A 24556-nucleotide genomic window follows, 5' to 3' on the forward strand; every position below is an offset into this window, starting at 1 on the left:
CCCAACCAAGGGCTCTATGGCAAGGCTTGTGCGCTTTGCAGTACGCAGCGCCACGGGTGCCGGGTAAACTGCGCGCCTTTCTTGAAGGAGTTCACATGAGTCAGTACCAGCCGGGCATTCTTGCCGCACCGGTGCCGTTGCAGGCACGCCATCTGTTTTTTGCCGTGGATTCCCTGGCCGCTGTGCCCGTCGCGCTGGACGCCCTGGTGCGGTTGACCGATGCGGCGGCGGTGGTCGGCCTCGGCGAGCCGCTGGTGACTGCACTGGGCGCGACGATTGACGGTCTGCGGCCGTTTGCACCGATCAGCGGGCCGGGGGCACATAACCCGTCGACCCAGCAGGCGTTGTGGGTATGGCTGCATGGTGTGGATCGTGGCGAACTGCTGTTGCGCGCTCGCGCATTCGAAAAGGCCCTGGCCCCCGCGTTTCGCCTGGTGCAGTCGCTTGAAGGTTTCCGCTACAAGACAGGCTTCGACCTCACCGATTACGAAGACGGCACCGAAAACCCTCACGATGAGGCTGCGGTCGACGCTGCGATGAGCGCCAGTGGCGCAAGCTTCGCCGCCCTTCAGCAGTGGCGGCACGACCTCGACGGTTTCGCCGCGCTGCCGGCCCAGGAGCGCGACCATATTATCGGCCGTCGCCATGGCGATAACGAAGAGTTGGAAGACGCGCCTGAGTCCGCCCACACCAAGCGCACCGCTCAGGAGAGTTTCACTCCCGAAGCCTTCGTGGTGCGCCGCTCCATGCCCTGGGCCGAGAATGGCCAGGCCGGGTTAATGTTTCTCGCCTTCGGCCACTCCTTTGATGCATTCGAAGCGCAGCTGCGCCGCATGAGCGGTCTGGAAGACGGGATTGTCGACGGCCTGTACCGCATCAGCACGCCGTTGACCGGGGGCTATTACTGGTGCCCGCCGATACTCGATGGCCATCTGGACCTGAGCGCACTCGCCGGCTGAACCGGCTGCGGGGGTGGATCAGCCGATCAGCTCAACCTCGCCACTGTGCAGGCGGTATACGCCGCCGACAATTTGCAACGTGCCTTTGGCCAGGGCATCGCTCAGCAGGCTTGATTCGGCCTTGAGCCGTGCCACCGTGTCCTGGACGTTTTGTGCGATGGCGTTATCCAGGGTGTCGCCCGGCGCCTTGAGCACTTTGGTGACGGACGGTTTGAGTGCGTCGGCCAGGCCCTGGATTTTGCCGGGGAAGCGCGCGCTGTCCTTGACGGCCTTGACCCCGGCCGCCACGGCGCCGCAGCGGTCGTGCCCCAGCACCATGATCAGCGGTGTACCCAGCACTGCCACGGCGTATTCGAGACTGGCCAGCCCGTCCTCGGTGACGAAATTACCCGCCACCCGCACCGCAAAGAGGTCGCCGCGGCCGGTATCGAAGGCGTATTCCGGCGCGATCCGCGAATCGGCGCAGCTGAGCACCGCGACGAAGGGGTTCTGACCGCCCACCAGAGCCTCGCGTTCATGCGTGAAATCATGGCGCTTGGTAACCCCATCGACGTAACGCTGGTTGCCTTCCATCAAGCGTTTCAATGCCTGTTGTGGGTTGAGATCGTTGGCGACTTTAGGCGCAGGCGCCGCGTTCACCAGGCTGGCAGGCAAGGCACCGGCCAGCATGATCGCTCCCGCGCCGACGCCGGTGAGGCGCAGAAAGTTGCGGCGGCCGTTGTTTAAAGGGGCATCAGCAGGGTGTTGAGCGTTGCACATGGATGGGCTCTCGCAGTAGGGATGAAGGAAAGCGCAAAGGGTGCAGAGAACGCAGCATCATGGATGTAGGAAGTTTCTGGGGGTATGGTCAGCGGCTCACGGTGATCGTCCTCTGCAAAAGGGCTGACCGGACATTGTAAAAAACCGTGGAGGAACGCTACCTTGACCGCCTGAAGATTTCGGGATGTTTCAGATTTATGTCCAGCCAGGCCCAACGCTCTGCCGACTCCACCTCACGGCGCGCCGCGCTGACTCTCGCCCTGTGCCTGCCCAGCGATGTCCTGCTCTACCTGTTGCTGCCCATGCAATCCCAGGCCTTTGGCATCACCCTGGCCCAGGCCGGGGTGTTGCTGGCGGCCAATCGCCTGGTGCGGATCTTCGGCTACCGGCATGTACTGAATTTTTACGCGCGCCACGGTGATCGTCTGACCTGCATGATCGCCGCCGGCGCGGCCGCCCTGTGCGCCGTCGGCAATTCGCTGCTGTGCGGGTTTGCCGCCTTGCTGGGGTTGCGGCTGGTGTGGGGGCTGTGTTTCGCCGCGCTGAACCTGTCGACCCAAGTGCTGGCGACCGCCGAGCCGGCGGGTGCCGCACGACGCGCGGGGCGTTCGCGGGCGTTGGTCGCCTTGGGACCGATGCTCGCGCTGCCGTTTGGCGGCTGGCTCACAGTATGGGCCGGGCCGCGTCCGATCTTTATGCTCCTGGCCGGCTGTTGCCTGGTTGGGGTGTGGATGGCGCGCGGCTTACCCAGCGCCGGCCATGCCTTGCAAAACAGTGGCGTACGTCGCTTCAGATGGCCCGACAGTGTGGCCCTGTGGTCGTTTATTGAGGGCGTGGCGCTGGATGGGCTGTTTATCTTTGGCCTGTCGATTCAAGCGCAGAAGAGTATGGGCGGTAACGCGGTGCTGATCGCCGGCGGCCTGATGGCGTTGCGGTATGTGTCGGAGCTGCTTTTGAGCCCCTTGGGCGGGCAGGCGGCGCAACGCTTCGGCGCGACGTCGATGTTGCTGCTGTTTTCGTTCTTGAGTGCCCTGGCGTTGAGCGCGTTCGGCAGCCATTGGGTGATTCTCGGGGCGGCGGCGGTGTTGGTATTGCGCGCCTTGCAACTGCCCTTGGTAACCACCCTGGTGGCCGAGCGCAATCCCGGTGCGATGCGTGTATCGGCGCTGGCATCCAATGCGGTGTGGCGCGACATCGGCGCAGGCCTCGGGCCGCTGCTGGCGGGGGTGTTGCTGCCGGTGGCGTCAGCACCGCTGGTGTTCGGCCTGGCCGGCGCGGCCATCGCCGTGAGTGCACTGTTTTGCTGGCGCGCACGCCCCACGGTGGTGTGACTCAGGCGCTCTTGATGCGGTCGAGCCAGGCGGGGTCCAGGCGGGTCTGGTCGGTGTCCAACCCCAGCGCCTGCATCTTGCCGGCGTGGGCCTGCATCTCACCGACCAACTGTGCCTGGGCGCTGGAGTTGGCATCCAGTGCGTGCATCTGGGTCAGCCCCAGATGATAGAAGCGCAATAGCTTCATGGCCGTCGGATCGTTGGCCTGCACCCGCTCGGTAACGTTGTGCATCACATTGGTCACTCTCATCAGGCTGCGCTTGAGCTGCCAGCCATACACCGCCGGCGCCAGCCACGCCTGGCTCCAGAACGGGCCGCGCACCAGCGCCACGGTGATCAGCACACCCGCGAATACACCACCGACATTGAAACGAAAATTGTCCCCGCCAGGTTCGCCGAACAGCATCACCGCCAGGCTCGACAGCAGCATGGCCAGGGCCAGGAACAGTAAGGCCACGATCAGCGTGCTGCGGCGGGTCTGTCGACGGTAGGTGGCAGGATCGCAGGGTTTGAGCTCGAACATCCGGGGTAGGTCTCCAGAGGGTGGCGGTGCGGCATCATCGCACGCCTGGGCAAACAAGTTGAACGTTGGTGCGCAGGGCTTTCTCTAAATCGATGCAGGCCACCAACCTTTGCGAGGTGAACCACCATGCCCGAATACAAACAACCGCCGCCCGGCACGCCGGACCCCAACCGTACCCCCGGCGAAGAAGAGCGCGACAACGACGCCCTGCGTCCCAATGACCCGGCGGATCGTCCGGACACCGACGACGATGTGGAGCAGGCCGAGCAAGACCTGGAACACCTTCACGATAAAGCCCGTCCGCTCTAGAGGAGACACCCATGAACGCTCCAGACAAAGGCCCACGCTCCAGCGAGCATGCCAGCGGCAAGGATGAGCTGGGTTTCGACCCGGACTCGCCGGATGTCGCTGACCCGCAGGTCGACCCCATCGGCCCGGCCATCGCGCCGTTGGACAGGGACAAGAAGGATCAACCGGAAAAAAAGCCGCCCTACGATCCGTTGGGCGACTTGAAGAATTAAGGCAGGCCCCGCTCGATTGAGCGGGGCTTTTTCGTTAAGGGGATGGGGTTATTTAGGTGGCATCCAGGTGACATCGGTGATGCCGTATTTCTCCGCCCACGGACGGGTGGTTTTCTTTACTTGCTCATGGCCCACGCGGCCTATGCGACTCACGTGGGCAATGTCGGCGTCGACCGCCGCCCAATGCCAGGCCTCGGCGTTATTCATCACTTCGGCGCGTACTACAAAGGACTTCGGTTGACCGTGCAGCTGATAATTAATGGTGTAGATTTTTGCGGTACTCATGGTGCCTCCCTGACTTGTTATAAATGGATAGGAAGGCGTTTAAAAAGGTTCATTCAAAATGACAGTCTGCACGCGAGCGCGGCATAGTGACGCCTTTGCCCGTGCCCAAGGACCGTGCCATGCCTCGACTCAACCATTGCCAACGCTACCTGCAACGCCTGGGCTACGACACGCCGCCGCCGCCCACTCTGCAAACCCTGCAGGACCTGCAATTGCGTCATGTCAGCACTTTCGCCTTCGAAAGCCTGTCGACCCTGCTGCACCAGCCGGTGCTGATCGATCTGCCGAGCGTCGAGCATAAAGTGCTGTTCGAAGGGCGAGGCGGCTACTGCTACGAATTGAACCAGATGTTTCTGATACTGCTGCAGGAACTGGGCTTCGACGCGCGCGGCATCACGGGGCGAGTGGTTATGGGCGGCCCGCCGGACGCGCGTACGGCGCGTACCCATCGCCTGAGCCTGGTGACCCTGGACGGGGCGCGCTACATCACCGACGTGGGCTTCGGCGGCATGGTGCCCAGCAGTCCCTTACTGCTTGATAGCCAAGCGGCGCAGGCCACGGCCCATGAGCCCTACCGTGTGACTTTCGATGCACGGGAGGGCAGCTACACGCTGTGGGCCGAGGTGGCCGGGGAATGGCGCGGCTTGTATGTATTCGACCTGCAAGTGCAGGCCGACATCGACTATGAAATCGGCAACTGGTATGTCTCGACTCACCCTGGCTCGCCATTTCTGGGGCAACTCAAAGTCGCGCGGCTGGCCGTGGGGGAGCGTCACACGTTGAACAACGCGCACTACGCGATTCATTACCTCGACCGGCCCAGCGCCAAGCGTACGGTGCACCACACTGATGAACTGCTGGCGTTGCTGCATGACACCTTCGGCATTCAGGTGCCGACGCATCCGCACTTGAAGGACGCACTGGACGGCTTGATCCGGGCGAGCCGCCAAGAGCCTTGATCTAGAGCATTCGCTGAACCGTTTTACCTCCAAAATCAGGTGATTTTTTTCGAACCTTTTGCACGTGCGAAGGTTCGAAGCGATTCCTGAATAATTTGTCCACCTGACAAGGAGATGTAAAACGATGTCCAAACTATTCGGAACATTCCTCAAGAACGCTTCGTTGTTCGCCCTGGCCACCGCGCCGGCGATGGCGTTCGCAGCACCGTCCACCGACCCGATTTCCATCTTCGGGCTGCAGGGCAGCTACAACGATTTCAAACTCGAAGGCGGCAGCCAGAGCGACAAGGAGCACATGCCTGAAGCAGGCCTGTTCTACACCTTCGGCAACAAGCTCACCGCTGAGTCCGGCTTTATCTACCAGGCCGGTATCGAAGCCAAATACGGTGAAAAGAGCGACAACAAACTCAAGGAAGGCCAGGCCGACCTGGACCTGGGCTGGCGTGCCGCCCTGGACGCACGCAACTTTGTCGACGTCATCGTGGGCGGCGGCTACAGCTGGACTCGCTACGAGCCGCAGACGAATGGCTACGACCTGGAATTGACCAGCAAATCGCCATTTGCCAAAGCTGCACTGGGTTACAACCATCAATTTGATGACATGACCCTGCGGGTTGAAGCCGGCGCTCGTCATACCCTCGACGGCCGGGTCAAAGTCAAGGTTGACGGCCTGGGCAGCGACTCCGTCGACCTCAAGGACCGCACCAATCCGTACGCGGAAGTCAGCCTGCTGATGAACCAGAAGGGCAACCTGCCAGTGATGGCCGGCCTGTACTACACCCGCACCGAATACAAATTGGATGAAGATTCCCCCGTGGCCGACAACACCAAGCTCAAGCGTGACGAGTACGGGTTCAAGGTCGGTATTGCGTTCTAATCCGCTTGTAGTGAGCGGGCTGATTGGATAAGGGGGAGCTTTGTGGTGACTGAGCTTGTGGTCTACAGGCTCTTATTGTGAACAGGCTTTTGTGGTGAGCGGGCTTGCCCCGCGCCGGGCTGCGCAGCAGCCCCACCAAAGGCACTGCTAAATCCGGCTTGGCACTGCGCTGCAAACCTCCAACCTAATCCCCACAATGCAAAAACGGCGCCCCTAAGGCGCCGTTTTTGTTTACTCACATCCCGCTAAGCGATCAAACACCCAGCACCGCATGCTGCACCAGGGTGAGCAACGGCTGTGGGTACACGCCCAGGAAGAAGGCGAGCAGGGCGATGGCCAGCAGCATTACGCCACCGGCTTTCTGTTCCCAGTGCAGCTCGGCATCCACACGCCGCAGGTTCGGCTCGATCAGGTACAGGGTGACCATCACGCGCAGGTAGTAGAACACGCCGATGGCGCTGCCCAGTACCAGCGATGCAACCAGCCACCACTCATGCGCTTCAACACCGGTAGCGACGATGTAGAACTTGCCGATAAAGCCTGCGGTCAGCGGGATACCGGCCAGGGACAGCATCATCACGGTCAGCACAGCGGTCAGGTACGGACGGCGCCAGAACAGGCCGCGGTATTCGTACAGGGCGTCGGCATCACGGCCTTTGTAAGGCGAGGACATCAATGTGATCACGCCGAACGCGCCGAGGCTGGTGATCACGTAGGTGACCAGGTACACGCCGATGGCTTCCACGGCCAGGCCTTTGCTCGCCACCAGGGCGATCAGCAGGTAGCCGAAGTGCGCGATGGACGAATAACCCAGCAGACGCTTGAGGTTGTTCTGGGTCAACGCCAGCAGGTTACCGAACAGGATCGACGCAATCGCGATCACGGTCAGCACGTTGCTCAGCACGCCGGTATTGGCGGCAGGGGAGATCTGGAACAGACGCACCATCACCGCAAACACCGCGACTTTCGACGCCGTGGCCAGGAACGCAGCCACCGGCGCCGGGGCGCCTTCGTACACGTCCGGGGTCCACAGGTGGAACGGCACAAGCGACAGTTTGAACGCCAGGCCAATCAGCATCATGGCCAGGCCCAGCTGGGCGATCGGTGCAGGCAGGTGGGTGGCGGCCAGGGCATGGCCGATACCGGTGAAGCTCAGGCTGCCGGCTTCGGCGTAGAGCAGGGCCATACCGAACAACAGGAACGCGGAACCGGCGGCCGACAGCACCATGTACTTGATGCCGGCTTCCAGAGAGCGCTTGTTGAAGAAGGCGTAGGCCACCAGGCCGTAGGTCGGGATCGACAGCAGTTCCAGGCCGATGAACAAGCCGGCCAGGTGCTGCGCGCTGACCAGCACGATACCGCCGGCCGCAGCCAGCAGGATCAGCAGGTACAGCTCTTCGCGGTTGCCCGGGTAGCCGGTGCCGCCTTCGCCGAGGTAGGCGTGGGCGAGGGTGACGCACGCCAGGGTGGCCACCAGGATCAGCGCGATGTACAGCAGTGCGAAGTCATCGATCATCATCAGCGGGGTGACCGCTAACGGCGCGACCTTGAGGGCCGGAATGATCGACAGCAGGGCCAGGTTCAACCCGGCACAGGACAGCAGGAACGTTTGCGAGTGATTGCGGCGCCAGGCGATCGCCAGCATCACCACCACGATGGTGAGGCTGGTGATCAGCAGCGGCGCAAGCGCGATAAAGTGTTGGATCGTGAATTCCATAGCGCTCTTACCGGGCCGAAGCGAGTTGAGAGAAGGCGGTGCCGAACCACTGCTGCACGCCATGCATCGTTGCGGCAGACGTGTCCAGGAACGGTTGCGGGTACACGCCGATATAGATCAGCAATACCGCAAGACCGAGCACCATGATCAGTTCGCGCGCATCCATCCCTTTCAGGACGGTGTCGGACTTGGCCGGGCCGAAGTAAGCGCGGTGGATCATGATCAGCGAGTAGACCGAACCGAATACCAGGCCCGAGGTGGCGATGGCGCTGATCCACGGCGTCTGTACGAACGCGCCCATCAGGATCAGGAACTCGCCGATGAAGTTGCCGGTGCCCGGCAGGCCCAGGGACGCGGCGGCGAAGAACAGGCTGATCGCCGGCAGGTAGGCAATGCGCGACCACACGCCCCCCATCTCACGCATGTCACGGGTGTGCAGGCGCTCGTACAGCTGACCACTCAGGATAAACAGGGCCGCGGCCGAGACACCGTGGGCCAACATCTGGATCACTGCGCCTTGCAACGCCAGTTGGCTGCCCGAGTAGATGCCGATCAGTACGAAGCCCATGTGGGAAACGGACGAGAAGGCAATCAGACGCTTGATGTCGGTTTGCGCGAAAGCCAGGAACGCACCGTAGAAAATCCCGATCAGACCCAGGGTCATGGCAATCGGCGCAAACTCGGCCGAAGCATTCGGGAACAGCGGCAGGGCAAAACGCAGCAGACCATACGCAGCGGTCTTCAGCAGGATACCGGCCAGGTCGACGGAACCGGCGGTCGGTGCCTGGGCGTGCGCATCCGGCAGCCAGGAGTGGAACGGCACCACCGGCAGCTTCACCGCAAAGGCGATGAAGAAGCCCAGCATCAGCACGTACTCGGTGGTCAGCGACATCTTGGTCTTCAACAGATCGGCGTAGTTGAAGGTAATCACGCCGGTGTTGTTGAAATTGACCAGTACCAGACCCAGGATCGCCACCAACATGATCAGGCCGGAAGCCTGGGTAAAGATGAAGAACTTGGTCGCCGCGTAGATCCGGGTTTTCTTGCCGTCCGAAGAACTGTGACCCCAGAGCGCGATGAGGAAGTACATCGGCACCAGCATCATTTCCCAGAAGAAGAAGAACATGAACAGGTCGAGGGCGAGGAACACGCCGACCACGCCGCCCAGGATCCACATCAGGTTCAGGTGGAAGAAGCCCACGTGACGCTGGATCTCTTTCCAGGAGCAGAGTACCGAGAGGATACCTAGCAGGCCGGTCAGCAGGATCATCAACAGCGACAGGCCGTCGAGGGCCAGGTGCACGTTGATGCCGAAGCGCTGGATCCACACGTGCTTGAATTCAAGCGCGAACGTCGGATCGACACCCGGTGCCGGAGCAAATGAATAGTCGCCATGGGCCCACAGCCAGAGGCCGAGCGCGAGTTCCAGGGACATGGTCAGCAACGCAATCCAGCGGGGGAGGGTGGCGCCGAAGCGTTCACCCATCCAGCAGAGCAGGCCGCCGATAAAGGGGATCAGGATTAGCCAGGGCAGAATCATGACGGGCTCGTTTCCTTTCGCAAGTTCGCAAAGTTCATATCAGACCGCTACCACTACGATGGCGCCGATCACCAGCACGGCGCCAGCCGCCATGGAAGCCGCATACCAACGCAATTGGCCGGTCTCGCTGCGGCTCAAGGCTGTGTGACCGCCTTTGGCCGCGCGCGGGATCAAACCAATGGTCTGGTCGAGCGGGTCTTTACGCAGTACATGGCTGATGGCCAGGTACGGCTTGACGAACAGTTTGTCGTAGATCCAGTCGAAGCCCCAGGCAGCGAACCACCAGGCCGACAGGAAACGGCCGATGCCACTGTTGGCCACGGCGGTCACGAAGCGGCGCTTGCCGAGGAACAGCAGGGCCGCCAGCAGGATACCGGCAATGGCAATGGCGCCCGAGGCGATTTCCAGGCTGTGCTTGGCGTCGCCGCCGGCATGGCCCACGCTTTCCGGCAATACGCCGGCCAGTGGCGGAGTGATCATGGCGCCGATGAAAGTCGACAGGATGATCAGCACCGACAGTGGCAGCCAATGCGAGATGCCGTGGCCTGCGTGTGCTTCGGTCTTGGCTTCACCGTGGAAGGTGATGAAGATCAGGCGGAAGGTGTACAGCGAGGTCATGAAGGCACCGACCAGGCCTGCGTACAGCAGGTTCTGGTTACCGCTGGCAAAGGCTTCCCAGAGGATTTCATCCTTGGAGTAGAAACCGGCGGTCACCAGCGGCAGGGCGGCCAGGGCGGCACCACCGACGATGAAGCTGGCATAGGCCAATGGCAGTTTCTTCCACAGGCCGCCCATCTTGAAGATGTTCTGCTCGTGGTGGCAGGCCACGATCACCGCACCGGAAGCGAGGAACAGCAGGGCCTTGAAGAAGGCGTGGGTCATCAGGTGGAAGATCGCCGCGTCCCAGGCGCCGACGCCCAGGGCCAGGAACATGTAGCCGATCTGGCTCATGGTCGAGTAGGCGAGGATGCGCTTGATGTCGGTCTGTACCAGCGCGGCGAAGCCGGCCAGTACCAGGGTCACGCCGCCGACCAGGCCCACCAGGTGCAGGATCTCCGGCGCCAGGGTGAACAGGCCGTGGGTACGGGCGATCAGGTAGACACCGGCGGTCACCATCGTTGCGGCGTGGATCAGTGCCGACACCGGGGTAGGGCCGGCCATCGCGTCCGCCAGCCAGGTCTGCAGTGGCAGTTGCGCGGATTTACCCACGGCGCCGCCCAGCAGCATCAGCGTGGCCAGAGTGATCCAGAAGTCGCCGATCTGGAATTTCTGCGGTGCCAGTACCAGCAGTTCCTGGATGTTCAGCGTGCCCACCTGTTGGAACAGGATGAACAGGCCGATGGCCATGAACACGTCGCCGATACGGGTGACGATAAACGCCTTGAGCGCGGCATTACCGTTGTTGCGGTTGCTGTAGTAGAAACCGATCAACAGGTACGAGCACAGACCCACGCCTTCCCAGCCGAAGTACAAGAACAACAGGTTATCGCCGAGCACCAGGAACAGCATGCTGGCGATAAACAGGTTGGTGTACGAGAAGAAGCGCGAGTAGCCCGCTTCACCGCGCATGTACCAGGACGCGAACAGGTGGATCAGGAAACCTACGCCGACCACTACGCCGAGCATGGTGATCGACAGGCCGTCGATGTAGAGGGCGAAGTTGGGCTTGAAGCCTTCCACCGACATCCACTGCCACAGCACCAGGGTGTAGTGACCGCCTTCCGGCGGCGCCACGTTGAATTGCCAGATGACGTAGGCGGCGACGATTGCCGACAGGCCAATCGAACCCACGCCGATCAGCGCGGACAGGTTTTCCGACCAGCGCCCGCGAGAGAACGACAGCAGCAGGAAACCGATCAGGGGAAACAGGAAAGTCAGAAAGATCATGTTCATCCGCGCATCTCACTGGCAGCGTCGATATCAAGCGTGTGGAAGCGACGGTACAGCTGCAGCAGGATCGCCAGGCCGATACTGGCCTCGGCGGCTGCCAGGCTGATCACCAGGATGAACATGACTTGTCCATCCGGCTGGCCCCAACGTGCACCCGCGACGATGAACGCCAGTGCGGCGGCGTTCATCATGATTTCCAGGCTCATCAACACGAACAAAATGTTACGGCGAACCATCAGGCCGACCAGGCCAAGGCAGAACAGGATGCCGGCGACCGCCAGACCATGCTCCAAAGGGATAGCAGGCATCGTCATTGCTCCTTGGCTTCGTTGCGGCCCAAGTGGAAGGCGGTGACGGCTGCGGCGAGCAGCAGCATCGACGCCAGTTCGACCACCAGCAGGTACGGGCCGAACAGGCTGATGCCGACGGCTTTCGCATCCACGGTGGTGTGGCCGATGGCCTGGCCGCTCTGGTGAGCGAACAGCACATACAGCAGTTCACCCAGCAGCAGCGCCGCGAGGACAACCGGGCCGAGCCAGATGCCGGGCTTGAGCCAGACGCGTTCCTGGGCGACCGAAGCCGGACCCAGGTTGAGCATCATCACCACAAACACGAACAGCACCATGATGGCGCCGGCGTAGGCGATCACTTCCAGCACACCGGCGAACGGTGCGCCGAGGCTGAAGAAGGTCATGGCCACGGCGATCAGCGAAATGATCAGGTAGAGCAGGGCGTGCACGGGGTTGGTGTTGGTGATCACGCGAAGCGTGGACACAACCGCGATACCCGATGCGAAATAGAAAGCGAATTCCATCTTTCTTCCTTAAGGCAGCAAGCTCTTCACGTTGATCGGCTCGGCTTCGTTTTGTGCGGCGCCTTTGGGCTTACCGGCAACGGCCATACCTGCAACACGATAGAAGTTGTAATCAGGGTTTTTACCGGGACCGGAAATCAAAAGATCTTCTTTCTCGTACACCAGGTCCTGACGTTTGAACTCGGCCATCTCGAAATCCGGTGTGAGCTGGATCGCGGTGGTCGGGCAAGCTTCCTCGCAGAGGCCGCAGAAAATGCAGCGCGAGAAATTGATGCGGAAGAAGTCCGGGTACCAGCGACCGTCTTCGGTTTCAGCTTTCTGCAGGGAGATGCAACCCACCGGGCACGCCACGGCGCACAGGTTGCAGGCTACGCAACGCTCTTCGCCATCGGGGTCGCGGGTCAGTACGATGCGGCCGCGATAGCGCGGCGGCAGGTACACCGCTTCTTCCGGGTATTGCAGGGTGTCGCGTTTGCGAAAGCCGTGGCCGAAAACCATCACCAGGCTTCGCAACTGGGTACCGGTACCCTTAACGATGTCGCCAATATATTTGAACATGGGTCAAATCCTCACTGAACCGCGCCCGCTGGCGTGTTCAACAACACAACGGCAGCGGTCACCAGCAAATTGATCAGGGTCAGCGGTAGGCAGAAGCGCCAGCTGAAATCCATCACCTGGTCGTATCGTGGACGCGGAATGGAAGCGCGCAGCAGGATAAACAACATGATGAAGAACGCGGTCTTGAGGAAGAACCAGAAGAACGCCAACTGCGGCAGGATGCCGAATGGACCATGCCAGCCGCCGAAGAACAGCGTGACCAGCAGGGCCGAGATCAAGATGATGCCGATGTACTCACCGACAAAGAACATGCCCCACTTCATACCGGCGTATTCAATGTGGTAACCGTCGGCCAGTTCCTGTTCCGCTTCCGGCTGGTCGAACGGGTGACGGTGAGTCACGGCCACGCCAGCGATGAAGAAGGTACAGAAGCCAAAGAACTGCGGAATGATGAACCACAGGTTCTGCGCCTGGTACTCGACGATGTCGCGCATGTTGAACGAGCCGACCTGCACCACGATGCCCATCAGCGCCAGGCCCATGAACACTTCGTAGGACACGGTCTGGGCCGAGGCCCGCAAGCTGCCCAGCAGGGCGAACTTGTTGTTGCTCGACCAACCGGCGAACAGCACCGCGTAGACCGACAGGCCGGCCATGGCGAAGAAGAACAGCAAGCCGATGTTCAGGTCCGCCACGCCCCAGGTCGGGGTGATCGGGATGATCGCGAAGGCGATCAGCAAGGCGCTCATGGCCACGACCGGTGCCAGGGTGAAGATCACCTTGTCGGCAAACGGCGGAGTCCAGTCTTCCTTGAAGAACATCTTCAGCATGTCGGCGGCGATCTGGAACATGCCGAACGGGCCGACACGGTTCGGACCGTAACGGTCCTGCCACCAGCCCAACAGGCGACGTTCGATGAAGCTGAGCAGGGCGCCCGCCACAACCACGGCCAACAGGATCACGATAGCCTTGACGACCGAGATGATCACGTCGATCACTTCAGGGGTGAACCAGGTCATTGCGCTGCCTCCTGCAGACCGTCAACGGTAAAACCTTCGATCGCAGGCGGGATGCCGGCGAGGCCTTTAGGCAGTGCAACCAGGCCGGCGCCCAACGCTTCGTTGATACGCAGCGGCAGACGCAGGGTCTGGCCGGCCACGTTCAGGCTGAGCAGGGCACCGTCGTTGACGCCCAGGCGGTCGGCTTCGGACTTGGCCACGGACACGTAGGCTTGCGGAATGCGCTCTTGTACCGGCGCGGCTTTGGAAGAGTTCTCTTCGCTGCCGAACAGGTGGAAGAACGGCACAACCTGCCAGGTGCCCTGGGCCGGGTTGAACGGACGCGGTATGGCGGCGAACCAGTTCAGCGAATCGCCCTGGGTTTCGATCAGGCGGGTGCCCGGGTCGCCGGCACGGATGTGGCCACCGACTTCGTCCTGGAACTTGTTCCAGGCCTGTGGCGAGTTCCACCCCGGCGACCAGGCGAACGGCACCTGCTGACGCGGTTCGGCCGACCCCGAGTAGCCTTCCATGGAGAAGGCAAACGCGGTGTCGATATCCTGCGGCGTACGCGGTTCATGCACGCTGATATCGGCGCGCATGGCGGTACGACCGGAATAACGCAGCGGCTCACGGGCCAGTTTCAGACCCTTGATGCGGAACGCGGCGGACGGCGCGGCGTCGACAATCCGGGCAAGCTGCGGCGCGCTCGCGGCAGTGGCGGCGGTGACGTGGTCGAGCTGGGTCCAGTCGATCGGCTGGTTCAGCAGGGTGGCGCGCAGGGCATGCAGCCAGCGCCAGCCTTCGTGAACCAGGATGCTGGCATCCATGTACTTCGGATCGAACACCTGGAAGAAGCGCTGGGCGCGGCCTTCCTGGCTGACCAGGGTGCCGTCGCCTTCGGCGAAGGTGGCGGCCGGCAGTACCAGGTCGGCGCGGTCGCTGGTGGCGGTCTTCTGGTGGTCGGCGACGATCAGCACCTTGGCGGCGTTCAGCGCAGCGTCAACCTTGGCCGCATCGGTCCGGGTGTACAGATCGTTTTCCAGCACCACGATGGCGTCGGCGTTGCCGTCGATCACCGCTTGCAGGGCAGCATCCACGGACTCGCCACCGAGCATGGCCAGGCCGAGGCTGTTGGCTTCCGGTACAACCAGGCTGATGGAGCCGTTCTTGTCGCGCAGCTTCAACGCCTTGGCGATGTTGGCCGCCGCTTCGATCAGCGCCTTGGAACCCAGCGAGGTACCGGCAATGATCAATGGACGCTTGGCCGCCAGCAGGGCGTCGGCAATGCGTTGGGCCAGTTCGGCGGCTTCAGTATCCAGGCCTTCGACGGCAGGGGCGCTGGCGTCGAGGGCATGGGCTACGGCGAACCCGAGGCGGGCCAGGTCGTCCGGTGCGGCGTGTACGCACTCTTCGGCAATATCGTCGAGCTTGGTTTCAGCCAGGCTGGCGATAAACAGCGGGTTCAGCGCGTGCTGGCCGATGTTCTTCACTGCCGCGTCAAGCCAGGGCTGTACGCGCATGGCGTCGGCCATCTCTTCAGCCTTGCCTTTGACCGACTGACGCAGGGACAGCGCGATACGCGCGGCGGTCTGGGTCAGGTCTTCACCGAGGACGAAGATGGCGTCGTGGTCTTCGATGTCGCGCATGTTCGGCACCGGCAGCGGGCTGTCGTTCAGCACTTGCAGGACCAGGCGGATGCGTTCCAGCTCACCGGCTTCGATGCCGCTGTAGAAGTGCTCGGCGCCGACCAGTTCGCGCAAGGCGAAATTGCTTTCGAGGCTGGCGCGGGGCGAGCCGATACCGACGATGTTACGGCCGCGCAGCAGATCGGCGGCTTTGTCCAGCGCCGCGTCCAGGCTCAGCTTGGCGCCATCGGCCAGCAGCGGCTGGCGTGGGCGGTCTTCGCGGTTGACATAGCCATAGCCGAAACGGCCACGGTCGCACAGGAAGTACTGGTTGACCGAACCGTTGAAGCGGTTTTCGATGCGACGCAGTTCACCGTAGCGCTCGCCCGGGGAGATGTTGCAACCGCTGGAGCAGCCATGGCAGATGCTCGGGGCGAATTGCATGTCCCACTTGCGGTTGTAGCGCTCGGAGTGAGTCTTGTCGGTGAACACGCCGGTGGGGCAGACCTCGGTGAGGTTGCCGGAGAATTCGCTTTCGAGCACGCCGTCTTCAACGCGACCGAAGTACACGTTGTCGTGGGCGCCGAATACGCCGAGGTCGGTGCCGCCGGCGTAGTCTTTATAGAAACGTACGCAGCGGTAGCAGGCGATGCAGCGGTTCATCTCATGGGAGATGAACGGGCCGAGGTCCTGGTTCTGGTGGGTACGCTTGGTGAAGCGATAACGGCGCTCGTTGTGGCCGGTCATCACCGTCATGTCCTGCAGGTGGCAGTGACCGCCTTCCTCACAGACCGGGCAGTCGTGGGGGTGGTTGGTCATCAGCCACTCGACGACACTGGCGCGGAACGCCTTGGATTCTTCATCGTCGATGGAGATCCAGGTGTTGTCGGTGGCCGGTGTCATGCAGGACATGACGATACGACCACGGGTGTCGTTCTCGTCGGTGTACTGCTTGACCGCACACTGGCGACAGGCACCGACGCTGCCGAGCGCCGGGTGCCAGCAGAAATAAGGGATGTCGAGACCGAGTGACAGACATGCCTGTAACAGGTTGTCCGCCCCATCGACTTCGAGCGCTTTGCCGTCTACGTGGATAGTGGCCATGGTTCAAAGTTCTTCGTTGGCCCGTTGTCAGCGGGCGTGGCTAATGGAATCTTGTTATTCATGTGCATCTACACAGCCTTCAAGGCGTCAGCACATGAGAAAAGCGAAGGGCACGGACCCTTCGCTTTTTTAAGCGTTACGCACCGACCATGGTCGGTGATACCACCTGATTGAGGTCGCCCGCGCGGGTTGGCGCGATGCCGGCCTCGAATTCAGAGCGGAAGTATTTGATTGCGCTGCCCAATGGCTCCACGGCGCCCGGTGCGTGAGCACAGAAGGTCTTGCCTGGGCCGAGGAAGCCGACCAGGCCCAGCAGGGTCTCGATATCACCCTCGCGGCCTTCGCCTTTTTCCAGGGCCATCAGCAGCTTGACGCTCCACGGCAGGCCGTCGCGGCATGGGGTGCAGAACCCGCACGATTCACGGGCAAAGAACTGCTCCATGTTGCGCAGCAAGGACACCATGTTGACGGTGTTGTCCACCGCCATCGCCAGGCCCGTACCCATACGGGTGCCGACCTTGCCGATGCCGCCGGCGTACATTTGTGCGTCGAGGTGTTCGGGCAACAGGAAGCCGGTACCGGCGCCGCCTGGCTGCCAGGCTTTCAGGGTATAGCCGTCGCGCATGCCGCCGGCGTAGTCCTCGAACAGCTCGCGCGCGGTCACGCCGAACGGCAGCTCCCACAGGCCAGGGTTCTTGACCTTGCCGGAGAAGCCCATGAGCTTGGTGCCCATGTCTTCGCTGCCTTCGCGGGCCAGGGATTTGTACCAGTCCACGCCGTCGGCGATGATCGCCGGCACGTTGCACAGGGTTTCGACGTTGTTCACGCAGGTCGGCTTGCCCCACACGCCCACGGCGGCGGGGAAGGGCGGCTTGGAGCGCGGGTTGGCGCGGCGGCCTTCGAGGGAATTGATCAGCGCGGTTTCTTCACCGCAGATATAACGCCCGGCGCCGGTGTGCACGAACAGTTCGAAGTCGAACCCCGAACCGAGGATGTTCTTGCCCAGCAGGCCTGCGGCCTTGGCCTCTGCCACGGCACGGTTGAGGTGCTTGGCGGCAGTGGTGTATTCGCCACGCAGGAAGATATAGCCCCGGTAGGTTTTCAGCGCGCGGGCGCTGATCAGCATGCCTTCGATCAGCAGATGGGGCAGTTGCTCCATCAGCATGCGGTCTTTCCAGGTGTTGGGTTCCATTTCATCCGCGTTGCACAGCAGGTAGCGGATGTTGATGGATTCGTCTTTGGGCATCAGGCCCCATTTGACGCCCGTGGGGAAGCCTGCACCGCCGCGGCCTTTGAGGCCCGCGTCTTTCACGGTCTGGACGATATCGTCCTGGGCCATGTCGGCGAAGGCTTTGCGCGCGGCGGCGTAACCGTTCTTGGCCTGATATTCGTCGAACCATACCGGTTCGGCATCGTCGCGCAGGCGCCAGGTCAGCGGGTGAGTTTCGGGCGACCGCTGGATGCGGTTGGCCGGGCCGAAAGATGTCAGGGTCATGGGTAGCCCTCGAGCAATTGGGTCACGCCGGCAGGCTGGACGTCACCGAATGTGTCGTCGTCGATCATCAACGCCGGCGCCTTGTCGCAGTTGCCCAGGCAGCACACCGGCAGCAGCGTGAAGCGGCCGTCCGGGGTGGTCTGGCCGAGGCCGATGCCCAGTTTGTTCTGAATTTCGCTGACCACGGACTCGTGACCACCGATGTAGCAGACCATGCTGTCGCACACGCGAATGATGTGGCGGCCGACCGGCTGGCGGAAGATCTGACTGTAGAACGTCGCCACGCCTTCAACGTCGCTGGCGGGGATGCCGAGGATTTCGCCGATGGCGTAGAGGGCGCCGTCCGGCACCCAGCCGCGCTCCTTCTGGACGATCTTCAAGGCTTCGATCGACGCCGCGCGCGGGTCTTCGTAGTGATGCAGCTCGTGCTCGATGGCCGAGCGCTCGGTTTCACTCAAGGTGAAACGGTCTGTCTGGATAAGCGTGCTGTTCATGCTTAGCGGTCCACGTCGGCCATAACGAAATCGATACTACCCAGGTACGCAATCAAGTCCGCGACCATCTCGCCTTTGATCACCGAAGGGATCTGCTGCAAGTGCGGGAAGCTCGGTGTACGAATCCGGGTGCGGTAGCTCATGGTGCCGCCATCGCTCGTCAGGTAATAACTGTTGATACCCTTGGTCGCTTCAATCATCTGGAAGGATTCGTTGGCCGGCATGACCGGGCCCCACGAAACCTGCAGGAAGTGCGTGATCAGGGTTTCGATGTGCTGCAGCGTGCGCTCTTTGGGCGGCGGCGTGGTCAGCGGGTGATCCGCCTTGTACGGGCCTGCCGGCATGTTGCGCATGCATTGCTCGATGATTTTGAGGCTCTGGCGCATTTCTTCGACGCGCACGATGCAACGGTCGTAGGCATCGCCGTTGGCCGCCAGCGGTACTTCGAACTCGAAGTTCTGGTAGCCGGAGTAGGGGCGAGCTTTACGCAGGTCGAAATCGCAGCCGGTGGAACGCAGGCCGGCACCGGTGACGCCCCATTCCAGGGCTTCCTTGGTGTTGTACTGCGCAACGCCAATGGTACGGCCCTTGAGGATGCTGTTATCCAACGCAGCCTTTTGGTACTCGTCCAGGCGCTTGGGCATCCAGTCGATGAATTCCTTGACCAGGCGTTCCCAGCCATTGGGCAGGTCGTGGGCCACGCCACCGATGCGGTACCAGGCCGGGTGCAGGCGGAAACCGGTGATGGCTTCGATGACCTTGTAGGCGCGCTGACGGTCGGTGAAGGTGAAGAACACCGGGGTCATGGCGCCGACGTCCTGGATATAGGTACCCAGGAACAGCAGGTGGCTGGTGATCCGGAAGAACTCGGCCATCATGATGCGGATGGTGTCGACACGGTCCGGCACCTTGATGCCGGCCAGCTTCTCGACCGAGAGCACGTACGGCAGGTTGTTCATCACGCCGCCGAGGTAGTCGATACGGTCGGTGTACGGGATGAAGCTGTGCCAGGACTGACGTTCGGCCATCTTTTCGGCGCCACGGTGGTGATAACCGATGTCCGGTACGCAGTCGACGATTTCTTCACCGTCCAGTTGCAGGATGATGCGGAAGGCACCGTGGGCCGAAGGGTGGTTCGGGCCCAGGTTGAGGAACATGTAGTCCTCGTTGGTGCCGGAGCGCTTCATGCCCCAGTCTTCCGGACGGAAACGCGCCGCTTCTTCTTCAAGCTGCTGCTTGGCCAGGTTGAGGCTGAACGGGTCGAATTCGGTGGCGCGCGCAGGGAAGTCCTTGCGCAGCGGGTGACCTTCCCAGGTCGGCGGCATCATGATGCGCGACAGGTGCGGGTGGCCCGGGAAGTCGATGCCGAACATATCCCAGACTTCACGCTCGTACCAGCTGGCGTTGGGCCAGATGCCGGTCACGGTCGGCACGCTCAGGTCACTTTCGGACAGCGCGACCTTGATCATCACGTCGCTGTTACGTTCCAGCGACATCAGGTGATAGAACACAGTGAAGTCGGCGTCGCTTGGCAGGCCCTGGCGCTTGGTGCGCAGACGCTCGTCCACGCCATGCAGGTCATAGAGCATGACGTACGGCTTGGGCAGGTTGCGCAGGAAAGTCAGGACTTCGATGAGCCTGGCACGTGCCACCCACAGCACCGGCATACCGGTGCGTGTGGCCTGGGCGGTAAAGGCGTCAGGGCCAAAACGGTTATTGAGTTCGACGACCACATCCTGGTCGTCTGCCTTATAAGGCGGGATATACAGAGCACTGCCTGTAGTCATGGTTTTTTATCGCTTTCGGTCAACGTAAAGAATGAGGCCAGGTTTTCGTTCTATGAAAGAAGCGGGCTGGATCAGACTTCGTCGGGGCTGCGCAGGTTGGTGACTGCGATTCGCTGTTCGCGGCGCTGTTCCTTTTGGGACGGCATCTCGGCGCGGTAAACACCTTGATCTCCGACCACCCAGGACAGTGGGCGACGCTCCTTGCCAATCGATTCCTGCAACAGCATCAAGCCTTGCAGGAATGCTTCCGGGCGGGGCGGGCAGCCAGGCACGTAGACGTCCACGGGCAGGAACTTGTCCACCCCCTGAACCACGGAGTAGATGTCGTACATGCCCCCGGAGTTGGCGCACGAACCCATGGAGATAACCCACTTCGGCTCGAGCATTTGCTCGTAGAGACGCTGAATGATCGGCGCCATCTTGATGAAGCAGGTACCGGCGATAACCATGAAATCCGCCTGGCGCGGCGATGCCCGGATTACTTCGGCGCCGAAGCGCGCGATGTCGTGGGGCGCCGTGAAGGCGGTGGTCATTTCCACGTAGCAGCACGAAAGGCCGAAGTTATACGGCCATAGGGAATTCTTACGCCCCCAGTTGACCGCGCCACTCAGCACGTCTTCGAGTTTGCCCATGTAGATGTTTTTGTGGACTTGATCTTCTAACGGATCGGAAACGGTTTCCCGTTCGCCGATGGGGTACTGCTCGTTAGGAGCATCCGGGTCGATCCTGGTGAGATTGTATTGCATCGCCAAAGCCTCATTGTTTCAGCTTCGCCTGCCGCTTGCGACGAGCTTCCGGAGCCCAATCAAGGGCGCCCACTCGGAACAGGTAGACAAGACCTGCCAACAGAATTGCTATGAAAACGAGAGCTTCGACGAATCCGGTCCAGCCGCTTTCGCGGACGGACACAGACCAGGCAAAGAGAAAGAGGGCTTCGATATCGAAGATCACGAACAGCATCGCGACCAGATAGAATTTGGCTGAGAGCCGCAAGCGGGCGCCACCTGTGGGTAGCATGCCGGACTCGAACGGTTCGTTTTTGCTGCGGCCCCAGGCTTTTGACCCGAGGAGGCTGGAGACGCCGAGCATGAAGGCACAAAGGCCGACAACACCGAGAAGGAAAATGGCAAAGCCCCAGTTGTGGGCCATGAGTCCTGTCGCTTCGGTCATGCTGGAAATCCTTAACAGAGGGCAAAGGCCTCTGAGCTCGAAAAAGTAACGATGCAGTGACGATATGTCGCAGCGTAGTCAATCGCGTTGATTTTATGGCTAAACACCGGGCAAGTAAAATTCCGATGGCGAAATTATTCGGCGGAATAAGCACATAGTGCACCTTCTTGGGGCTGTAACCCTTGCGTGGTGGGCATTAGCGGGCATTTGATCAATTGTGTTTTGTTTAGGTTGTAACGAAGTTTCTATGTTCTAAATGATAATGAATATTGTTTGGGTGGGTTTTAAGCGGACGGTTGTGGTGTGGCGAGGGAAGTTGCCGTTACTTGATCGGTTACCGCTAGTTGTCGCAGCGGATCTTTTAACCGATTTATCTGCGGTGAATACCGCTCTGGATCAAGGTTTTGCACAAAATCTTCAGGTTGCAGGGTTCCTCCCACATTGGGCCCTTATTGAATCGGTGAGATGTATATCGGCAAAAAAACGCCCCGAACCAGTCGGGGCGTCAGATCGTGCGGCACTGCGGTTAGCTTTTTAACGGGTCCGCGGTGGCCGTGTACTTGGATCGATCAGTGGAACTGCTCTTCTTCAGTCGAACCGGTCAGCGCAGTCACGGACGAGGTGCCGCCCTGGATCACGGTGGTCATGTCGTCGAAGTAACCGGTGCCCACTTCCTGCTGGTGCGCGACGAAGGTGTAACCCTTGGCGGCGTCAGCGAATTCCTGCTCCTGCAGTTTCACGTAGGCGGTCATGTCGTTGCGGGCGTAGTCGTGCGCCAGGTTGAACATGCTGTGCCACATGTTGTGAATGCCGGCCAGGGTAATGAACTGGTGTTTGTAGCCCATGGCCGACAGTTCGCGCTGGAACTTGGCGATGGTCGCGTCGTCCAGGTTTTTCTTCCAGTTGAAGGAAGGCGAGCAGTTGTAGGACAGCAGCTGATCCGGGTATTCCTTCTTGATTGCTTCGGCAAAGCGACGGGCTTCGTCCAGATCCGGCTTGGCGGTTTCGCACCAGATCAAGTCGGCGTACGGCGCGTAGGCCAGGCCGCGGGCGATGGCTTGATCCAGGCCTGCGCGAACTTTGTAGAAGCCTTCCTGGGTGCGTTCGCCAGTGACGAACGGCTGGTCGTACGGGTCGCAGTCCGAGGTCAGCAGGTCGGCGGCGTTGGCGTCGGTGCGGGCAAGGATAATGGTCGGCGTGCCGGCGACGTCAGCTGCCAGGCGCGCGGCGGTGAGCTTCTGCACGGCTTCCTGGGTCGGTACCAGTACCTTGCCCCCCATGTGGCCGCATTTTTTTACCGACGCCAGTTGGTCTTCGAAGTGCACGCCGGCAGCGCCTGCCTCGATCATGCTTTTCATCAGCTCGTAGGCGTTCAGCACGCCACCGAAGCCAGCTTCGGCGTCAGCCACGATCGGTGCGAAGTAGTCGATGTAGCCTTCGTCGCCCGGGTTCTTGCCGGCTTTCCACTGGATCTGGTCGGCGCGGCGGAACGAGTTGTTGATGCGCTTGACCACGGTCGGCACGGAGTCCACCGGGTACAGCGATTGGTCGGGGTACATGGATTCGGCGGAGTTGTTGTCCGCCGCCACTTGCCAGCCGGACAGGTAGATTGCCTGGATACCGGCTTTTACCTGTTGGACTGCCTGGCCGCCAGTAAGGGCGCCCATGCAGTTGACGAAATCTTTATCGGGGCGGAAGGATGGCTTGGCACCTTGGGTAACCAGGTTCCACAGCTTCTCGGCGCCGAGTTTTGCAAAGGTATGCTCAGGTTGAACCGAGCCGCGCAGGCGGACGACGTCAGCAGCGGAATAAGCGCGGGTCACGCCTTTCCAGCGTGGGTTTTCAGCCCAGTCTTTTTCAAGGGCTGCAATTTGCTGTTCGCGTGTCAGTGCCATGGGGAAAAACCTCGTCGCGTCTTGTGGAAAATCTACTGGGTTGAACATTCCGTTGGCCAGCCACTGTAGCCAGTGCGTGGTCATGGCTGCTCGCTGATCAGAAGCGTAGGCAGTCAGGTCAGGTTCGACGGGGTGGGCGACGGGTTGAACGATGGGCTCAAGGGGGAGTTGAGCAGGTAAGGGCAGACTGCGAACGGTCTTCGGGCGTCGTGGGCCTTTGTACGATCCATCAGTGTGTAGCCGGGTTACCTGGTTAGCTTCCGTCCCTCGGGACAACTTCGTTCCAGTCGCAACCTCGTCAAACACGCCTTGTGGGCGGTACAGACACGAATCGGCTCGGGTGGGTAACTTGGAGCGACGATCCGAAGGCCCTTGCCAGGGCCCCTGATTAGCGGGAGCGAGGCCATCATGCCCAGGCTTTTTTGGATCGTCAAATGTTTTGTAGTGCTTTTTTTCAGGCACTACATCTTTAGTCTTATACGACTCATCAGTCAGTTTTTGGTGCTTCAGTTCAGGGTGTCGACCTTGACCCGCAATGTCAGGTCATCCCGGCCCTGAGTAGAGTAGCTGCGGGTCGTGGACGTTTTATCGGCTTGAGTCTGGCGGTTGATGCCAGCGAGCGGGATCCACTCACCCAGGCGCCCGCTGACACTTGTGTCGGTGCTCTGCACGTTCACTACATCGGGACGTTCCTGGCTCATGCGGTCACGGTTGGTACTGATCGCAAGGTGTACGGTGTCGCCGGTGACGCTGGCGGTGACATAGAACCCTTGGGTGACGTTGCGATACTGGGTCTGGTTTTGCAGGCGCCCGTAGCTGTCTTGCGAGGTGGTAGTCAGCGGCACGCTCTGGCCGACCTGGATCAGCGCGGGCACGCCTTCGCTGGCCTGGATCTGCTGAATGCCGCCCTCGCGGCTGACGGTGCCATAGTTGATGATGCGGGTCTGGCTGTCGCCAGTGTCCTGTTGGTTGCTTTCATTGGTATCGACGGTGATCAGCAGGCGCTTGGCCGGTGTGTCCAGTTGGGAGAGCAGGGTGCGCAGGCCCTCGATCTTCCCAGGGGCAGCGTTAACGATCAGCTGGTTGCCGTAGGCACTGACAGTGCCGTCCTTGCCGATAAAGTTCTGCGCCACCGGTAGCAGGTCGGCACTGGTGCGGTTGCTCAGGTTGACGACTGCGGTGTCGGCGCTGGCCGAGACGCTGACGGTCAGGAGGAGGGCGGTGAGCAGGGTGCGTAGGGACATGTCCGTTA

At 61.3% G+C, this 24556-nt stretch carries 24 protein-coding genes; 6 read left to right on the plus strand and 18 right to left on the minus strand.

The window, feature by feature from the left end; genetic code table 11:
- Positions 1 to 95: 95 nt before the first annotated feature.
- Positions 96 to 959 (plus strand): Dyp-type peroxidase, encoded by an 864-nt coding sequence (locus QRN10_RS07490; protein WP_181076597.1) that lies wholly within the window; start codon positions 96 to 98, stop codon positions 957 to 959.
- 18 nt (positions 960 to 977) lie between these two features.
- On the opposite strand, the gene QRN10_RS07495 is transcribed toward QRN10_RS07490, so the two are convergent.
- Positions 978 to 1718 carry a carbonic anhydrase gene (locus tag QRN10_RS07495; RefSeq protein ID WP_181076598.1) on the minus strand — a complete coding sequence of 247 codons (741 nt, stop codon included), beginning with the start codon at positions 1716 to 1718 and terminating at the stop codon, positions 978 to 980.
- A gap of 197 nt (positions 1719 to 1915) precedes the next feature.
- On the opposite strand from QRN10_RS07495, the gene QRN10_RS07500 reads away from it, so the two are divergent.
- Positions 1916 to 3049 carry an MFS transporter gene (locus tag QRN10_RS07500; RefSeq protein WP_285428105.1) on the plus strand — a complete coding sequence of 378 codons (1134 nt, stop codon included), beginning with the start codon at positions 1916 to 1918 and terminating at the stop codon, positions 3047 to 3049.
- 1 nt (position 3050) lies between these two features.
- Here the strand turns inward: QRN10_RS07500 and QRN10_RS07505 are convergent, their stop codons facing one another.
- Positions 3051 to 3572: a DUF3087 family protein gene (locus QRN10_RS07505; RefSeq protein ID WP_181076601.1), complete on the minus strand. Its 522-nt coding sequence runs from the start codon at positions 3570 to 3572 to the stop codon at positions 3051 to 3053.
- Positions 3573 to 3698: 126 nt separating this feature from the next.
- Here QRN10_RS07505 and QRN10_RS07510 point away from each other — a divergent pair, with 126 nt between their 5' ends.
- Positions 3699 to 3881: a hypothetical protein gene (locus QRN10_RS07510; RefSeq protein ID WP_181076603.1), complete on the plus strand. Its 183-nt coding sequence runs from the start codon at positions 3699 to 3701 to the stop codon at positions 3879 to 3881.
- Positions 3882 to 3892: 11 nt separating this feature from the next.
- On the plus strand, positions 3893 to 4093 hold the full coding sequence (locus QRN10_RS07515; protein ID WP_285428106.1) for a DUF6021 family protein: 201 nt from the start codon (positions 3893 to 3895) through the stop codon (positions 4091 to 4093).
- A gap of 48 nt (positions 4094 to 4141) precedes the next feature.
- On the opposite strand, the gene QRN10_RS07520 is transcribed toward QRN10_RS07515, so the two are convergent.
- On the minus strand, positions 4142 to 4378 hold the full coding sequence (locus tag QRN10_RS07520) for a DUF6555 family protein (protein WP_181076606.1): 237 nt from the start codon (positions 4376 to 4378) through the stop codon (positions 4142 to 4144).
- A 119-nt stretch (positions 4379 to 4497) separates the two neighbouring features.
- Here QRN10_RS07520 and QRN10_RS07525 point away from each other — a divergent pair, with 119 nt between their 5' ends.
- Together QRN10_RS07525 and QRN10_RS07530 are read left to right on the plus strand one after the other, a co-directional pair.
- Positions 4498 to 5337: an arylamine N-acetyltransferase family protein gene (locus tag QRN10_RS07525; RefSeq protein WP_285428107.1), complete on the plus strand. Its 840-nt coding sequence runs from the start codon at positions 4498 to 4500 to the stop codon at positions 5335 to 5337.
- A gap of 124 nt (positions 5338 to 5461) precedes the next feature.
- The gene (locus tag QRN10_RS07530) at positions 5462 to 6214 is read left to right on the plus strand and encodes an outer membrane beta-barrel protein (protein ID WP_285428108.1); all 753 of its coding nucleotides are present in this window, start codon (positions 5462 to 5464) and stop codon (positions 6212 to 6214) included.
- A gap of 253 nt (positions 6215 to 6467) precedes the next feature.
- Here the strand turns inward: QRN10_RS07530 and nuoN are convergent, their stop codons facing one another.
- From nuoN to QRN10_RS07605, 15 genes are all read right to left on the minus strand, one after another.
- Positions 6468 to 7931: an NADH-quinone oxidoreductase subunit NuoN gene (nuoN, locus tag QRN10_RS07535; protein ID WP_181076610.1), complete on the minus strand. Its 1464-nt coding sequence runs from the start codon at positions 7929 to 7931 to the stop codon at positions 6468 to 6470.
- Positions 7932 to 7938: 7 nt separating this feature from the next.
- Positions 7939 to 9471, minus strand: a complete 1533-nt coding sequence (gene nuoM / locus QRN10_RS07540) for an NADH-quinone oxidoreductase subunit M (protein ID WP_034098707.1) — start codon at positions 9469 to 9471, stop codon at positions 7939 to 7941.
- 39 nt (positions 9472 to 9510) lie between these two features.
- Positions 9511 to 11364, minus strand: coding sequence for an NADH-quinone oxidoreductase subunit L (gene nuoL / locus QRN10_RS07545; protein WP_285428109.1), 1854 nt, complete (start codon positions 11362 to 11364; stop codon positions 9511 to 9513).
- Positions 11361 to 11669 (minus strand): NADH-quinone oxidoreductase subunit NuoK, encoded by a 309-nt coding sequence (gene nuoK, locus QRN10_RS07550; RefSeq protein ID WP_003174727.1) that lies wholly within the window; start codon positions 11667 to 11669, stop codon positions 11361 to 11363. The genes nuoL and nuoK overlap by 4 nt, the downstream gene beginning before the upstream one ends.
- 2 nt (positions 11670 to 11671) lie before the next feature.
- Entirely contained in the window at positions 11672 to 12175 is a 504-nt protein-coding gene (gene nuoJ, locus QRN10_RS07555; protein ID WP_016974048.1) for an NADH-quinone oxidoreductase subunit J, read from the minus strand.
- Positions 12176 to 12184: 9 nt separating this feature from the next.
- The gene (nuoI, locus tag QRN10_RS07560; RefSeq protein WP_003174725.1) at positions 12185 to 12733 is read right to left on the minus strand and encodes an NADH-quinone oxidoreductase subunit NuoI; all 549 of its coding nucleotides are present in this window, start codon (positions 12731 to 12733) and stop codon (positions 12185 to 12187) included.
- Positions 12734 to 12744: 11 nt separating this feature from the next.
- Positions 12745 to 13752, minus strand: a complete 1008-nt coding sequence (gene nuoH, locus QRN10_RS07565; protein WP_181076612.1) for an NADH-quinone oxidoreductase subunit NuoH — start codon at positions 13750 to 13752, stop codon at positions 12745 to 12747.
- A complete protein-coding gene (nuoG, locus tag QRN10_RS07570; RefSeq protein WP_285428110.1) occupies positions 13749 to 16463 on the minus strand; it encodes an NADH-quinone oxidoreductase subunit NuoG in 2715 nt (904 codons plus the stop codon). Before nuoG ends, nuoH begins: the two co-directional genes overlap by 4 nt.
- A gap of 136 nt (positions 16464 to 16599) precedes the next feature.
- Positions 16600 to 17958 (minus strand): NADH-quinone oxidoreductase subunit NuoF, encoded by a 1359-nt coding sequence (nuoF, locus tag QRN10_RS07575; RefSeq protein WP_181076615.1) that lies wholly within the window; start codon positions 17956 to 17958, stop codon positions 16600 to 16602.
- The gene (gene nuoE, locus QRN10_RS07580; RefSeq protein ID WP_003174721.1) at positions 17955 to 18452 is read right to left on the minus strand and encodes an NADH-quinone oxidoreductase subunit NuoE; all 498 of its coding nucleotides are present in this window, start codon (positions 18450 to 18452) and stop codon (positions 17955 to 17957) included. The genes nuoF and nuoE overlap by 4 nt, the downstream gene beginning before the upstream one ends.
- Positions 18453 to 18454: 2 nt before the next feature.
- On the minus strand, positions 18455 to 20239 hold the full coding sequence (nuoC, locus tag QRN10_RS07585) for an NADH-quinone oxidoreductase subunit C/D (RefSeq protein WP_285428111.1): 1785 nt from the start codon (positions 20237 to 20239) through the stop codon (positions 18455 to 18457).
- Positions 20240 to 20310: 71 nt separating this feature from the next.
- Positions 20311 to 20985 (minus strand): NuoB/complex I 20 kDa subunit family protein, encoded by a 675-nt coding sequence (locus QRN10_RS07590; protein WP_003174719.1) that lies wholly within the window; start codon positions 20983 to 20985, stop codon positions 20311 to 20313.
- A 10-nt stretch (positions 20986 to 20995) separates the two neighbouring features.
- On the minus strand, positions 20996 to 21409 hold the full coding sequence (locus QRN10_RS07595) for an NADH-quinone oxidoreductase subunit A (protein ID WP_003219575.1): 414 nt from the start codon (positions 21407 to 21409) through the stop codon (positions 20996 to 20998).
- Between the two features lie 569 nt (positions 21410 to 21978).
- On the minus strand, positions 21979 to 23304 hold the full coding sequence (gene aceA, locus QRN10_RS07600; protein ID WP_003174717.1) for an isocitrate lyase: 1326 nt from the start codon (positions 23302 to 23304) through the stop codon (positions 21979 to 21981).
- A 506-nt stretch (positions 23305 to 23810) separates the two neighbouring features.
- Complete coding sequence (locus QRN10_RS07605; protein ID WP_285428113.1) at positions 23811 to 24548, minus strand: secretin N-terminal domain-containing protein; 738 nt, start codon at positions 24546 to 24548, stop codon at positions 23811 to 23813.
- Positions 24549 to 24556 lie beyond the last annotated feature (8 nt).

Source organism: Pseudomonas sp. lyk4-R2A-8 (assembly GCF_030209095.1).
Taxonomy (GTDB): domain Bacteria; phylum Pseudomonadota; class Gammaproteobacteria; order Pseudomonadales; family Pseudomonadaceae; genus Aquipseudomonas; species Aquipseudomonas quebecensis.